Source organism: Frankia sp. Hr75.2 (assembly GCF_949319125.1).
Classification (GTDB): domain Bacteria; phylum Actinomycetota; class Actinomycetes; order Frankiales; family Frankiaceae; genus Parafrankia; species Parafrankia soli.
Genome location: NZ_CASGGV010000299.1, coordinates 61,001 through 74,728 on the forward strand (window position 1 = coordinate 61,001; position 13,728 = coordinate 74,728).

Genomic DNA, 13,728 nt, shown 5'->3' on the forward strand with positions numbered 1-13,728 from the left:
TTGCGCGTGGCACGCTGAGCCATTTCGCGGCGCGACGGCCACGGCGGAACCACCACCGGGCCGTTGCCCCGGCCCGGTGTCCGCACCGTCTGGGCTGCCGGCGGCCTGTTTATCGGTTCGCTTCGGTGCCTTCGTCCTCCTCGGCTCGGGCTCGTTCCTCGGCACTGTCGAGGGCTGCGGCCGCGGGCTCCATCGCGCTCAGGGGAACACCGAGCGCTCCGAAGTCAGCGAGCGTCTCGTGGCCGGTGAGCTGGTCGGTGAGCTGGCCGGTGACTGGGCCGGCTGGCCGGGCGCGTTCCGGGTGGCTGGGCCACCACACGACGGGGCCGACGTCCAGTGCGAGCGCCGGCACGAGCACCGAGCGGACCACAAGCGTGTCGAGCAGAACGCCGAACGCGACCAGGAAACCGACCTCGGCGAGCTGGACCAGCGGGAAGATGAGCAGCACGGCGAACGTGGCGGCGAGCACGACCCCGGCCGAGGTGATGACCCCGCCCGTCACCGCGAGGCCACGGCGGACACCGGCGGCGTGCCCGATGCGCTCGGTCTCCTCCTTCACCCGGGTCATCAGGAAGATGTTGTAGTCGACGCCGAGCGCCACCAGGAAGATGAAACCGATCAGAGGCAGTGCCGGATCGATGCCGGGGAAGTCGAAGACGTAGCGGTAGACCAGCGCGCTCGCGCCGAGGGCGGCGAAGAACGACAGCACGACCGTGCCCATGAGCAGCAGCGACGCGACGACGGAACGCAGCAGCAGCCCGAGGATGAGCAGCACCACGACGAGCACGACCGGAATGATCAGTTCGCGGTCCCGCACGGCCGCGTCCCGGATGTCCAGGTTGACGGCGGTGTTGCCGCCGACGAGGGCGTCGGCGCCGGGTAGCGCGTGCACGGTCGTGCGCAGCTTCTCCACCGTCCGGAACGACTCGGGACTGTCCGGCGGCGCGTCGAACACGACCAGGAACTGGACGAGCTCGGACGTCCGCCCGCTCTCCGCCGCCGCGGCCACGCCGGGAGTCGCGCGGACCGCCTCGGCCACGGCATCGGCGCGCGCGCTGTTCGCCACCACGAACGTGGGCGCGGTGACGCCCGGCGGGAAGCTCCGCTCGGCCAGGCGCTGGCCCTGGACCGACTCGACGTTGTCGCGGAAGGCCTGGTCCTGGCGCAGGACGCCGGGCAGGACGAGCATGCCGATGACGAGCGCGCCCAGCACGGCCACGGTGGTGACCCAGACCGTCCGCGGGCGGCGCCCGATCACGGCGCCGGCGCGCGCCCACGCGCCGGCCTCCACCGACCGCTCCGCCTGGCCCAGACGCGGCACGAACGGCCAGAACAGCCGTCGCCCGCCGACCACCATCGCCGCCGGCAGCAGCGTGAGCATGGTGACCAGCGCGACCGCGATCCCGATCGCGCAGACCGGGCCCAGCCCGCGGTGCGAGTTCAGCTCGCCCAGCAGCAGGCACAGCATGCCGATGATCACTGTGCCCGCCGACGCCAGGATCGCCGGGCCGGCGCGGCGCAGCGCGACCAGCATCGCGGTGGCCGGCTCGGCGTGCCGGGTCAGCTCCTCGCGGTAGCGGGAGATGAGCAGCAGCGCGTAGTCGGTGCCGGCGCCGAAGACGAGCACCCGCAGCATGCCGGCGCTCTGGCCGTTCACCGTGAGCCCGGCGTGCTCGGCGAGAAGGTAGATCAGTCCGGCCGCGGTCTGGTCGGCGATGCCGACGGACAGCAGCGGCACGACCCACAGGAACGGACTTCGGTAGACCGCGAGCAGGATCACGGCCACGATCGACGCGGTCACGAACAGCAGCGCGCCCTCGATCTTCACGAACACGTCGTAGGTGTCGGAGACCAGGCCCGCGGGCCCGGTGACCGCGGAATCCAGGCCTGGTTCCGCGGCGGCGGCCTGCCTGGCGATCGTCCGCATGCGCGCCACGTCGGCGGTGAAACGGTCGGCGTCCGTGGTCTGCGGCATCGGGACGGTGATGATCACCGCGCGATGATCCGGCGCGGGGATCACTCCCGGGATCGTCGTCGCCGCGAACCCGGCGAGCTCGGTGCGCAACGTCGTCGCGACGTCCAGGTCGGCCTTGGTCAGGCCGCCGTCACGGGCCAGGACGACCACCGCCGGCACGGCGTCACCGCCGGGGAGCTGCCGCTGGGCCTCCAGCAGACGGGTCGACTCGGCGCCCTCGGGGAGGAAGGCGGCCGCGTCGTTGGTCTCGGCGTCGGTGAGCATCAACGCGAGCGGGCTGACGGCGACGCCGATCAGCAGCCACACCAGGACGACCGCCCAGCGGAACCGCCGCGTGTGGAGCGTGGCACCGGGACGCGGCAGGCCCATCAGGCGTGTCCTCCTCCCGTGTCCCGCCGGTATCCCTCCTGATGCTGCCAGCTCAAAGCTTCGGACGCCCACCCAGCTACGACGTACACCGCCTGTCGCCCGCGGCCGAGACGCTCCGCGTCTGATCGGTCGCGTGTCCGATCGGTCGCGCACCGCCTTTGACGGGGTGCGAACGGTTGATGCGGTGCGAATGGTGGAAACGCCCGGCCATGTCAAGGGGGGTACCAAGCTCCCCGACCGGCCGCCGGCTGTCCCTACGACGACAGAAATCATGGTGTCCGCAGTCGTATTTATGCGGCATCGTGGATGGGGCCGCCAATGCGGCGGGAAACCGCAATGACGCGGAATTCACGGTCCGACTACTCGACTCGGGCCGCCATTCTTGGGGGTTCAACGATGGACGTGCGGAATTCGGGATCGTGGAGGCCGTGGCGGTCGCGACAGTCGCCGAGGTCGTCGCGGCCGTGGCGGAGCGGACCGGCGAGTGCCGGCCGCGGCGGGCTGGCGCTGGCCGCCGCCGCGCTGGTCGTGGCCTCGTGCCAGAGCGGCGGGAGCGGCGCGGCGGGCATCGTGCCCGCGGCGACCTCCGCGCCGCCCGGCCCGTCGCAGGCACCGGTCGTCTCCCGGACCCCGGCCGAGCCCATGCTGCGAGCCGAGGACTACGTGCTCACCGAGGGCGCGATCACGGCCGGGTTCACCGCCTCTCCCGCGGACCCGCAGTCGAACTCCGACGACCTGACCATGGTCCAGGTGGCGCAGTGCCTCGGCGTACCCGCCGAGCAGTTCAGCGACGAGCACCTGGACACCGCCGACGGCCCGGACTTCACCAGCGACGTCGACGAGCTCGTGACGATGTCGTCCTCGGCGCAGATCGTGACCGAGGAAAAGGTCGCCGCCGACCTGGAGATCCTGAACAATCCGCGGTTCGCCGAATGCTTCGGCCAGACAATGCAGGCGGAGTTCGACGCCGACACCGGCAGCGGGGCCACGGTCGAGATCGTCGCCGCCGAGTCTCCGGCCCCGCCCGCGGGGGCGAGCGGGCTACTGCGCATTTCCATGGGTGTGACGGCCGGCGGCGAGACCGTGGGCCTGGTCCTGGACAACGTGTTCTTCTTCGAGGGGCAGGTCGAGGTTGTGGTCAACTACGCGAACGTCGACAACACCCCGCCGCAGGTCCATCTGCAGCGTATCGCCGACCAGATTTCCGGAAAGCTCCAGATCCAGTAATCCCGCGGCTGGCCCAGTGGTCAGCCGGCGGCCCAGGCGGTCGCGATCTCGGCCGCGACCGCCACATTGCTCCGTACTACGGCGACATTCACTTCCAGGCTCGCGCCGGCGGTCTCGGTGTGGAAGGTCTCCAGCAGGAACGGTGTGACGGCCTTCCCGCGCAGCCCACCCGCCTCGGCGCGGCGCAGCGCCTCGGCGAGCACCCGGTCATGGACGCCGGGGTCGAGCGCCTGCTCGCGCGGCACCGGGTTCGCGACCACGATCGCGGACGTCAGCCCGAGGCGGTCGCGGGCCGCCATGGTGCCAGCCACCTGCCGGGCGTCGTCCACCCGCCAGTCCAGACGGTGGCCGGAGCCCGGGAGGTAGAAACCCGGGAACTCCGAGGTGCGCCAGCCCAGCAGCGTGATCCCGAGGGTCTCCATCCGCTCGAGGGTCGCGCCGACGTCCAGGATCGACTTGACGCCGGCGCTGACGACGGTGATCGGGGTGCCGCCCAGCGTCGGCAGGTCGGCGGACTCGTCGAAGGACTCGCCCGCCCCGCGGTGCACGCCGCCGAGCCCACCCGTCGCGAACACCCGGATGCCCGCACGGGCGGCCAGCATCGACGTGGACGCGACCGTGGTTGCGCAGGTGCGCCTCAGCGCGGCGGCGGCGGGCAGGTCGCGCACGGACGCCTTGGCCACCGCCGGGTCGTCGGCGACGCGGCTGAGCGTGGCGTCGTCCAGGCCGATGGTGGGCACTCCGTCGATCACTGCGACCGTCGCGGGGGTGACGCCGCGTTCGCGCAGCATCTCCTCCAGTTCCACGGCGACCGCGCGGTTGCGCGGGCGCGGCAGGCCGTGGGCGATCAGCGTCGACTCCAGGGCGACCACCGGCCGGCCGGCAGTCAGCGCCGCCGAGACCTCGGCGGAGACGGCCAGGCCCGGACCGGGTGAAATCATCCGCCAACTCTAGGCGTAGTGCCGCGCACCACCGACCGCTCGGTGCCTGATGGTCACCGCTCGCGGTTCGCGGGGGTCGTCGCCGGTGGACGTCAACGCTGCACGATACGAAACTCTGTATACGGATAGCCATTCGTCGGCGGTCGGGGCAGGGTTTCTTGTCGTTGGACGGACAGTATTAACGGGTTATCCGCAGCGATGACCCGAATTATCCTTCTTGTTGTGAGAGCGATGAAATCAACGGAAATACCGCGTGCGGGAGCCCCCGGCCGGCGGCCGTGGATTCCCGGGATGTCGATGGCCCTGCGGGCCGGCGTCGGCCTGCTGGCGCTGCTCGTCGTCGCGACCGCCTGTACCGGCGGGAGCTCCACCCGGACCCGCGGGGCGGACCGGCGCAGCGACTCGACCGAGGCCGACGTCGGCGTCGAGGACGTCAACCGGGGCGGGACCAACGGCGCGGGCGGCCGGCGGACGCCGTCACCAGCGCCGTCGCCGCTGACGGCGGCGGACTTCGTGCTCACCGCCGGCCCGGAGACCGCGGGATTCAGCCAGGACCCGCCGCAGCCGGCGAGCGGCCCCAACTCGGTCGCCAGCGCACCGTCGTCGATGTTCGACGGCGCGGTGGCGACGTGCGCCGAGGCGACCGACGCGCAGATCGGCGCCTCGTCGACCGGTGACGCCGACGGCCCCGTCTTCACCCACGACACCAGCGGGGCGGATCTCCGCTCCTTCGCGTCGGTCTACGCGGAGACCGCCACCGTCGCGGGGCATCGGGAGATCGTCCGGCTCGACCGCTTCGCCGGGTGTTACGGGCGGGCCCTCGTCGACGAGCTCGACTCCGACGAGCTCGGGGCCACCCTGATCGGCACGGAGACGGTACCGCCGCCGCCCGGGGCGACCGACCGGATCACGGTCACCATCGACATCGTCACCGCGCAGCAGCAGAGCTTCCGCACCTACGTCGACCTGATCATGATCTTCACCGGTCGGGCGGAGGGGACGATCAGCCTGGTCACCCCGTTCCAGCCGGCGGATCCGGCCCTGCTCGCCACGCTGACCGGCCAGGTGGAACGCAAGATCGCCGCCCAGTGACGGCCCCGCACCGGCCGGGGCCGACCGGCCCCGGCCAGCCCCGGCCGCGCGTGCTCAGATGGCCTGCGCGCGGGCCGTGGAGTGGACGCTCAGCGCCGAGCGCTGCCCGTCCACGTCGACCACGACCCCGTCGCCGTCCCTGATCTGGCCGGCCAGCAGCTCGCGGGCGAGCTGGTCGCCGATCGAGGTCTGCACCAGGCGGCGCAGCGGCCGCGCCCCGTACACCGGGTCGTAGCCGGCGTCCGCGAGCCAGACCTTGGCGGCGTCGGTCACCTCGAGGGAGATCCGGCGGTCGGCCAGCCGCCTGCGCAGCCGGTCGATCTGGATGTCGACGATCTTCGTCAGATCGTCCCGGCCGAGCTGCTCGAAGACCAGCACGTCGTCGAGCCGGTTCAGGAACTCCGGCTTGAAGGCGTCGCGCACGGCGACCATCACCGAATCGTGGCGGACCTGCGGGGGCAGGGTCGGGTCGGCGATGTAGACCGACCCCAGGTTCGAGGTCAGGATCAGGATGGTGTTCCGGAAGTCGACCGTGCGGCCCTGGCCGTCGGTCAGCCGGCCGTCGTCGAGCACGGCGAGCAGCACGTCGAAGACGTCCGGGTGCGCCTTCTCGACCTCGTCGAGCAGGATCACGCTGTACGGGCGGCGCCGGATCGCCTCGGTGAGCTGGCCGCCGGACTCGAAGCCGACGTAGCCGGGAGGCGCGCCGATCAGCCGCGCCACCGAGTGCTTCTCGGCGTACTCGCTCATGTCGATGCGCACTACCGCCCGCTCGTCGTCGAACAGGAAGTCGGCGAGCGCCTTGGCCAGCTCCGTCTTGCCCACACCCGTCGGCCCGAGGAAGAGGAACGAACCGGTCGGCCGGTCCGGGTCGGCGATGCCGGCCCGCGCGCGGCGGACGGCGTCCGCCACGGTGCGCACGGCCTCGTCCTGCCCGATCACGCGACGGTGCAGCTCCGTCTCCATGCGCAGGAGCTTGCTCGTCTCGCCCTCGAGCATGCGACCGGCGGGGATGCCCGTCCACGACGCGACGACCTCGGCGACGTCGTCGGGACCGACCTCCTCGCTGAGCATCGCTCCGCCGGGCGAGTCCGATCCGGCGAGCGCGCCGGTCGCCTCGGCGAGCCGCTTCTCCAGCGTCGGGATCGTTCCGTACCGCAGCTCACCGGCCTTGGCGAGGTCGAGGTCGCGCTCGGCCATCTCGGCGGCGCGGCGGGCGTTCTCCAGCTCCTCCTTGATCTTCTGGACCTCGGAGATGGAGTTCTTCTCCCGCTGCCACCGCGCGGTCAGCGCGGAGAGCTCCTCGCGCTTCTCCGCCAGCTCGCGCTGCAGCCGGTCGCGCCGTTCCCGGGACGCGTCGTCGTTCTCCTTCGAGAGTGCCATGTCCTCGATCTCGAGACGGCGCACGGCCCGCTCGAGCTCGTCGACGGCGACCGGCCGGCTGTCGATCTCCATCCGTAGCCGGGACGCCGCCTCATCCATCAGGTCGATCGCCTTGTCGGGGAGGAACCGGGCGGTGACGTACCGGTCGGACAGGGTGGCCGCGGCCACCAGCGCCGAGTCGGTGATCCGCACCCCGTGGTGGACCTCGTAACGCTCCTTGAGTCCGCGCAGGATGCCGATCGTGTCCTCCACGGACGGCTCCCCGACCATCACGGGCTGGAAGCGGCGCTCCAGTGCCGGGTCCTTCTCGATGCGGGTGCGGTACTCGTCCAGCGTCGTCGCGCCGATCATGCGCAGTTCACCGCGGGCGAGCATCGGCTTGAGCATGTTGCCGGCGTCCATCGCGCCCTCGGCCGCGCCGGCGCCGACGACGGTGTGCAGCTCGTCGATGAAGGTGATGATCTGGCCCTCGGCCTCGCGGATCTCGGTGAGCACCGAGGTCAGCCGCTCCTCGAACTCACCGCGCAGCTTGGAGCCGGCGACCATCGAGCCGAGGTCGAGCGAGACGATCCGCCGGCCGCGCAGCGACTCCGGGACGTCGCCCGCGGCCACCCGCAGCGCGAGCCCCTCGACGATCGCCGTCTTGCCGACGCCGGGGTCGCCGATCAGGACGGGGTTGTTCTTCGTGCGCCGGGAGAGTACCTGCACGACCCGGCGGATCTCGGTGTCGCGGCCGATCACCGGGTCGAGCTTGCCGTCGCGGGCCCGCGCGGTGAGGTCGATGGAGTACTTCTCGAGCGCCCGGTAGGCCCCCTCGGGATCCCTGCTGGTGACGCGGCGGGCGCCGCCGCGGACGCGGTCGAACGCGCCGCGCAGGGCGTCCGGGGTCGCGCCCGCCTCGGCGAGGATGCGGGACGCCTCCCCGCCCTCCTCCGCGAGCGCCACGACCAGGTGCTCGACCGAGGTGTACTCGTCGCCGAGTCGGGCGGCCTGGCGCTCGGCGTTGTTCAGGACGGCGACGAGCTGCCGGGACAGCTGCGGCGGCGCCACGTTGGCCCCGGCGGCGCGGGGGAGCCGGCCCACCGCGGCCTCCGCCCGGGAGCGGATGTCCGCCGCCGGGGCGCCGACGGCCTCCAGCAGGGCGGCACCGACACCGTCGGGCGCCTCGAGCAGGGCGGTCAGCAGATGCAGCGGGTCGACGAGCGGCGATCCGTCGCCGGTGGCACGGCTGATCGCGGAGGACAGAGCCTCCTGCGAGCGGGCGGTGAGACGGTCAGCGTTCATGGCGATCCCTGTGTCTCGAGGCGATCCGATGTCGTGCGGTCTTCAGTCACTGGTCCCACGCGATCTCGCGGTTCGGTGGTCGCGACATCGCGTGGAACCGCGCCCGCCAGCTACAACGCTCAGCATACCTGAGTCATTCCCACTCAACTTGCTGGACATGCGTCGGTATGGCCGGCTTTCAGGTGCCGGGGTGTCGTTGTTGTGGAGACGCGGACGGGTCCGGGGCCCGCGCCCGGATGAGCTGCCCGGCGACCGCGGCGCCGGTCCGGGTACCGACGCCGCGTCGCTGCCCGGCCCGGCCCGGCGCCCGGTACCGGCACCCGTGTCGGACTTGTCGTCGGCATCGGACCGGGCTTCGGACCTGGTCTTCGGACTCTGTGTCTGGTGGGGTCGGGGTCAGCGGCGATGGCCCGGTCGCCAGACGACGACCGCGCCTCGCTCGATGGGGACGAGGTCGCGCCGGTGGCTGGCGTGGGCCTCGGCCACCCGGCGGTCCGCGTCGGCCCGGGCCTCGGCGAGCTCCTCCGCCAGCTGACGGACCTGCGCCTGCAACGCGACCACCTGGGCACCAAGGTGCAGAATCTGCCGGATGCCCTCGAGGTTGACGCCCTCCTCCTGGGAGAGGCGCTGGACCTCGCGCAGCAGGGCGACGTCACGGGCGGAGTAGCGCCGGCCACGGCCCGCCGTACGGCCGGGGGTCACCAGCCCGAGCCGGTCGTACGACCGCAGTGTCTGGGGATGCATCCCGGCGAGCTGCGCCGCGATGGAGATCACGTACACCGGGGCGTCGTCGTCGTGCGCCGGGCCGGCCGCGGGGCCGGGCGGCTGGTAATAGGTGGCACCGGGGTCGTGCACCGTGCCACTCCCGTTCATGGGGCTGTTTCTGCCGGGAGACGGCGGCACCATGCCGGCGGGGCCCCCGCCCACCGCCGGCCCGGCAGCCCTCGTTCCGGGGCCTGCACCCGCGCCGCGCGGGGAGCGCGGCGGATCGGACGTACGGTTCGGACGCGCGTTCATGCCCGTCCCTCCATCTGGGCTATCAGGGATTCACGAGGGTCCTCGGGATGCGCCCGCGCGAACTCCTGGAGCGCGGTGCGCGCCTTGGGCGAGAGCTCGGACGGCTTGGGAACGGTCACCTCGAGCGTCACGATGAGGTCACCGTTCTCCCCACCGGGGCGCGGGACGCCCCGGTTGCGGGCACGCAGCCGCCGTCCGCTCGAGGTGCCGGCCGGAACCTTGACCGTCAGCGGGGTGCCGTCGATCGTCGGTACCTTCACCGAGGCGCCCAGGGCCGCCTCGGTGATCGTCACCGGCAGGTTGATCGTCAGGTTGTGGCCCTCCCGCCCGAACACGGGATGGCTCTGCACGTGCACGGTGACCTCGAGGTCACCGGCCGCGCCGCCGCGCTCGCCGGGCGAGCCGCGCCCGCGTACCCGCAGGCGCTGACCGTCGCTGACCCCGGCCGGGATGCGGATGCGCTGCTCGCGCTCGCGGCGGCCGGTGCCGTGGCAGTCGGGGCAGGGGTGGTCGATCAGGCTGCCCTTGCCCAGGCAGTCGCGGCACGGCTCGGACAGCGCGAACCCGCCCTGCGACCGGGAGATCACGCCGAGGCCCCGGCAGACCGGGCACGTCCGGGGGGACGTCCCGGGGCGGGCCCCGATGCCGGCGCAGGTGGCGCAGGTGGCGGCCCCGGGCAGCCGCACCGTCGCCTCGAGGCCGGTCAGCGACTTCTCGAACGAGATGGTCACCTCCGCCGCGATGTCCGTGCCGCGGCGCGGGGCGCGCCCGGTCGGTGACCGCTGGAAGAGGTTGTCGAAGATCCCGCCGAGCCCGCCGCCGCCGTTGCCGTTGAGCAGGTCGTCGAGGTTCAGGTTCCCGGCACCCGGGCCGTAGCCGCCCGGCGTCCCGAACCCGCCCATGCCGCCGCCGCGCCCACCCGCACCCGGGTGGGAGCCGGAGGCGAACAGCGCCCGGGCCTCGTCGTACTCCCGCCGGCGGTTCTCGTCGGAGAGGACGTCGTAGGCCTCGGACACCTCCTTGAAGCGTGCCTCCGCCTTCACATCCCCGGGGTTCTTGTCCGGGTGCAGCTCCCGGGCGAGCTTGCGGTACGCCTTCTTGATGTCGGCCGCGGACGCGTCCTTGGGGACACCGAGAGCGGCGTAGTAGTCCTTCTCAACCATGTCGCGAACACTCACGGCGCCCCTCCTTCCGTCATGAAAGAGCCCGGCGCGCGGGCATCGGGAGCATCCGGGCGCCGAGGGCCAGCCGGCCGCCGGTCAGGTCGGAACGAGCCGTCCCGCCCGGCGCTGAGCACCGGGCGGGAGGCACGCGAACGGTCCATCGGCATGGTTCAGTAGGCCATCTCTTCAGTCGGCGCTGACGGTCGGTCCCCCGCGGTCCGGACCCGGAACACTGCCGGTGTCGTCCGGCAGGGGAGCGTTCTCCCTTCCGGGAGACGCGCCGGCGGCCGGCTGACCCTCGGCGGCGTCATACTCCCCGGGTGGCCCGACCTCGGTCACCCGGTCCGAGATGCCCGCGTCCGGCCCGTCCTCGTACAGCGCGTCACCGCCGTCCTCGGACGGTTCCGCGACCGCGACCTGCGCGGCCCGGAGCACGAAGTCCCCCCGGCGGTAACCCGCCCGGAAGATCTCCACGCAGGTCGTCTCGGCGACGTCCGACCGGTACGAGTGCATCAGGGCGTGGTGCAGGTGCGGGTCGAACACCTCGCCCGGCGCGCCGAACCGCTCCAGGCCCGTCGACTCCAGCGCGGTCTCCAGCGCCTCGGCGATGGCCTTGAATGGCCCCTCGAGATCACCGTGGTCGCGGGCGCGGCCGATGTCGTCGAGTACCCCGAGCAGCCCGCCGAGCAGCTTGGAGACGGCCTGGTCACCGGCGGCGTCGCGCTCGCGCGCGGCGCGCCGGCGGTAGTTGTCGAACTCGGCCTTGAGCCGCTGCAGGTCGGCGGTCCGCTCGCCCAGCTGGCCGCGCAGCGACGCGACCAGCTCGGAGTCGGCGTCGGCCGGGCCCGCCCCGGCCGGGCCCAGGGGCTCGGTGCCGGGGGCGGCCGCACCGGCGGCGGTCCCACGGACCTGGCCGGTCTCCGGGTCGATGCGCCGCCTGTCCTTGACGATGGGCTCCTCCGGGCCGCCGTCCCCGCCGGCCCGGCTGTCGTCCAGCCGGTGCTCGCCGTGGGCAGAGGTCACTTCTTGTCCTCCTCGTCGACGATCTCGGCGTCCACCACGTCGTCGTCGGCCTGGCCCGCCCCGGCTCCGGGAGCGCCCGGGGCACCCTGCGCGCCCGCGGCCTGGGCGTACATCGACTCGCCCATGGCCTGGCTGGCCTTGGTCAGCTCGTCCGCCGCCTCGCGGATCGCGGCGATGTCCGTGCCGCCGACCGCGCCGCGCAGCGTGCTGAGCTTCTCCTCGACGTCGGACTTCACGCCGGCTTCGATCTTGTCGCCGTTCTCGGCCAGGAACCGCTCCGTCGAGTACACGAGGGACTCGGCGCGGTTGCGGGTCTCGGCCTCCTCCCGGCGCTGGCGGTCCTCCTCGGCGTACTGCTCGGCGTCCTGCACCATGCGGTTGATGTCGTCCTTCGGCAGCGCCGAGCCGCCGGTGATCGTCATCGACTGCTCCTTGCCGGTGCCCAGGTCCTTCGCGGACACGTGCACGATGCCGTTGGCGTCGATGTCGAAGGTGACCTCGATCTGCGGCATGCCGCGGGGGGCCGGGGGCAGGCCGGTCAGCTCGAACATGCCGAGCTTCTTGTTGTAGGCCGCCATCTCGCGCTCGCCCTGGAAGACCTGGATCTGCACGGAGGGCTGGCTGTCCTCGGCGGTGGTGAAGATCTCCGAGCGCTTCGTCGGGATCGTCGTGTTCCGCTCGATCAGCTTGGTCATGATGCCGCCCTTGGTCTCGATACCCAGGGACAGCGGGGTGACGTCGAGCAGCAGGACGTCCTTGACCTCACCCTTGAGGACACCGGCCTGCAGGGACGCGCCGACCGCGACGACCTCGTCCGGGTTGACGCCCTTGTTCGGCTCCTTGCCGCCGGTCAGCTCGCGGACGAGGTCCACGACGGCGGGCATCCGGGTCGAACCGCCGACGAGCACGACGTGGTCGACGTCGCTGATCTTGATGCCGGCGTCCTTGACGGCCTGCTGGAACGGGCCCTTGCAGCGGTCGATCAGGTCCTGCGTCATCCGCTGGAGCTCCGCCCGGGACAGCGAGACGTCCAGGTGCAACGGGCCCTCGGCCGACGCGGTGATGTACGGCAGGTTGATCGAGGTCTGGGTGGACTGCGACAGCTCGATCTTGGCCTTCTCGGCGGCCTCGCGCAGGCGCTGCAGCGCCATCTTGTCCTTGCCGAGGTCGACGCCGTGCTGACCGTTGAAGGTCTTGATCAGGTGGTCGGTGATGCGCTGGTCCCAGTCGTCACCACCGAGCTGGGTGTCGCCGGAGGTCGACTTGACCTCGACCACGCCGTCGCCGATCTCGAGCAGGGACACGTCGAACGTGCCGCCACCGAGGTCGAAGACCAGGATGGTCTGCTCCTTCTCACCCTTGTCCAGCCCGTAGGCCAGCGCCGCCGCGGTGGGCTCGTTGACGATGCGCAGGACGTTCAGACCGGCGATGGTGCCGGCCTCCGTGGTCGCCTGCCGCTGGGCGTCGTCGAAGTAGGCCGGGACGGTGATGACGGCGTCGGACACCGACTCACCCAGGTAGGCCTCGGCATCCCGCTTGAGCTTCTGCAGGATGCGGGCGCTGATCTCCTGGGGGGTGAACTCCTTGGAGTCCACCGTCATCTTCCAGTCGGTGCCCATGTGACGCTTGACCGACCGAATGGTCCGCTCGACGTTCGTCACGGCCTGCCGCTTGGCGACCTCGCCGACGAGCACCTCGCCGTTCTTCGCGAAGGCCACGACTGACGGAGTCGTCCGGGAACCCTCGGCATTGGCGATCACCGTGGGCTCTCCACCCTCGAGCACGCTCACGACGGAGTTCGTGGTGCCGAGGTCGATACCGACCGCTCGTGCCATGTCTGTATGCCTCTCGATCATGCTGGCCCGCCTGGTGGAGACCGGCGGGACGCCCTAGTTGGTGTGAGCCCCGGACTGCGTCCTGCGCCGAAGCGTCGGTCGTGTGCGCGGCTGCGTTGGTGCGGATGTTGGTGGTGCGACTGTGGCGATGTGGCGGTGTGGCTGTGGCGCTGCTGTCTCTCGCTGCCACCCGGCTCCGGTCGCGCGCACCCGCGCCCGGATCCGACTTGAGTACGGTCGACTCAGGATGGACGCTCTTAGGATAACCAGACGAACCTGAGTCCTGTCCACTCAATATTGCTCCGTCGGACGGACTTGCAGGGTCGGACACCTCAAGTATCACCTTATGTGGTCGAGACGTCGCTCCTGATGCAGGGCCGGTGCCGCCGCGACTTCCGCCCGGTCGCGGGGCATCCGGC

At 71.9% G+C, this 13,728-nt stretch carries 9 protein-coding genes; 2 read left to right on the plus strand and 7 right to left on the minus strand.

The features are described from left to right. Window positions 1–109: 109 nt before the first annotated feature. Complete coding sequence (locus AC559T_RS23840; protein ID WP_498870171.1) at window positions 110–2,344, minus strand: MMPL family transporter; 2,235 nt, start codon at window positions 2,342–2,344, stop codon at window positions 110–112. A 396-nt stretch (window positions 2,345–2,740) separates the two neighbouring features. Between AC559T_RS23840 and AC559T_RS23845 the strand changes: the two genes are divergently transcribed. Further along, window positions 2,741–3,571 (plus strand): hypothetical protein, encoded by an 831-nt coding sequence (locus tag AC559T_RS23845; RefSeq protein WP_498870172.1) that lies wholly within the window; start codon window positions 2,741–2,743, stop codon window positions 3,569–3,571. 20 nt (window positions 3,572–3,591) lie between these two features. Here AC559T_RS23845 and AC559T_RS23850 read toward each other — a convergent pair whose 3' ends face one another. Continuing rightward, complete coding sequence (locus AC559T_RS23850; RefSeq protein ID WP_248830893.1) at window positions 3,592–4,512, minus strand: pseudouridine-5'-phosphate glycosidase; 921 nt, start codon at window positions 4,510–4,512, stop codon at window positions 3,592–3,594. Window positions 4,513–4,803: 291 nt separating this feature from the next. On the opposite strand from AC559T_RS23850, the gene AC559T_RS23855 reads away from it, so the two are divergent. After that, on the plus strand, window positions 4,804–5,604 hold the full coding sequence (locus tag AC559T_RS23855; RefSeq protein ID WP_498870173.1) for a hypothetical protein: 801 nt from the start codon (window positions 4,804–4,806) through the stop codon (window positions 5,602–5,604). A 54-nt stretch (window positions 5,605–5,658) separates the two neighbouring features. Here the strand turns inward: AC559T_RS23855 and clpB are convergent, their stop codons facing one another. From clpB to dnaK, 5 genes are all read right to left on the minus strand, one after another. Beyond that, window positions 5,659–8,271 (minus strand): ATP-dependent chaperone ClpB, encoded by a 2,613-nt coding sequence (gene clpB, locus AC559T_RS23860; protein ID WP_112108094.1) that lies wholly within the window; start codon window positions 8,269–8,271, stop codon window positions 5,659–5,661. A 396-nt stretch (window positions 8,272–8,667) separates the two neighbouring features. Then, window positions 8,668–9,288 (minus strand): heat shock protein transcriptional repressor HspR, encoded by a 621-nt coding sequence (locus AC559T_RS23865; protein ID WP_112108095.1) that lies wholly within the window; start codon window positions 9,286–9,288, stop codon window positions 8,668–8,670. Then, on the minus strand, window positions 9,285–10,466 hold the full coding sequence (gene dnaJ / locus AC559T_RS23870; RefSeq protein ID WP_112108096.1) for a molecular chaperone DnaJ: 1,182 nt from the start codon (window positions 10,464–10,466) through the stop codon (window positions 9,285–9,287). The genes AC559T_RS23865 and dnaJ overlap by 4 nt, the downstream gene beginning before the upstream one ends. A gap of 171 nt (window positions 10,467–10,637) precedes the next feature. After that, complete coding sequence (gene grpE / locus AC559T_RS23875) at window positions 10,638–11,474, minus strand: nucleotide exchange factor GrpE (protein ID WP_112108097.1); 837 nt, start codon at window positions 11,472–11,474, stop codon at window positions 10,638–10,640. Then, the gene (dnaK, locus tag AC559T_RS23880) at window positions 11,471–13,309 is read right to left on the minus strand and encodes a molecular chaperone DnaK (protein WP_012157677.1); all 1,839 of its coding nucleotides are present in this window, start codon (window positions 13,307–13,309) and stop codon (window positions 11,471–11,473) included. The genes grpE and dnaK overlap by 4 nt, the downstream gene beginning before the upstream one ends. Window positions 13,310–13,728: the final 419 nt, after the last annotated feature.

What these genes read in the sequence shown, in the direction of transcription:
- AC559T_RS23840 (WP_498870171.1), bottom strand. Translation starts at nt 2,344, where the DNA reads ATGGGCCTGCCGCGTCCCGGTGCCACGCTCCACACGCGGCGGTTCCGC.
- AC559T_RS23845 (WP_498870172.1), top strand. Translation starts at nt 2,741, where the DNA reads ATGGACGTGCGGAATTCGGGATCGTGGAGGCCGTGGCGGTCGCGACAG.
- AC559T_RS23850 (WP_248830893.1), bottom strand. Translation starts at nt 4,512, where the DNA reads ATGATTTCACCCGGTCCGGGCCTGGCCGTCTCCGCCGAGGTCTCGGCG.
- AC559T_RS23855 (WP_498870173.1), top strand. Translation starts at nt 4,804, where the DNA reads ATGTCGATGGCCCTGCGGGCCGGCGTCGGCCTGCTGGCGCTGCTCGTC.
- clpB (WP_112108094.1), bottom strand. Translation starts at nt 8,271, where the DNA reads ATGAACGCTGACCGTCTCACCGCCCGCTCGCAGGAGGCTCTGTCCTCC.
- AC559T_RS23865 (WP_112108095.1), bottom strand. Translation starts at nt 9,288, where the DNA reads ATGAACGCGCGTCCGAACCGTACGTCCGATCCGCCGCGCTCCCCGCGC.
- dnaK (WP_012157677.1), bottom strand. Translation starts at nt 13,309, where the DNA reads ATGGCACGAGCGGTCGGTATCGACCTCGGCACCACGAACTCCGTCGTG.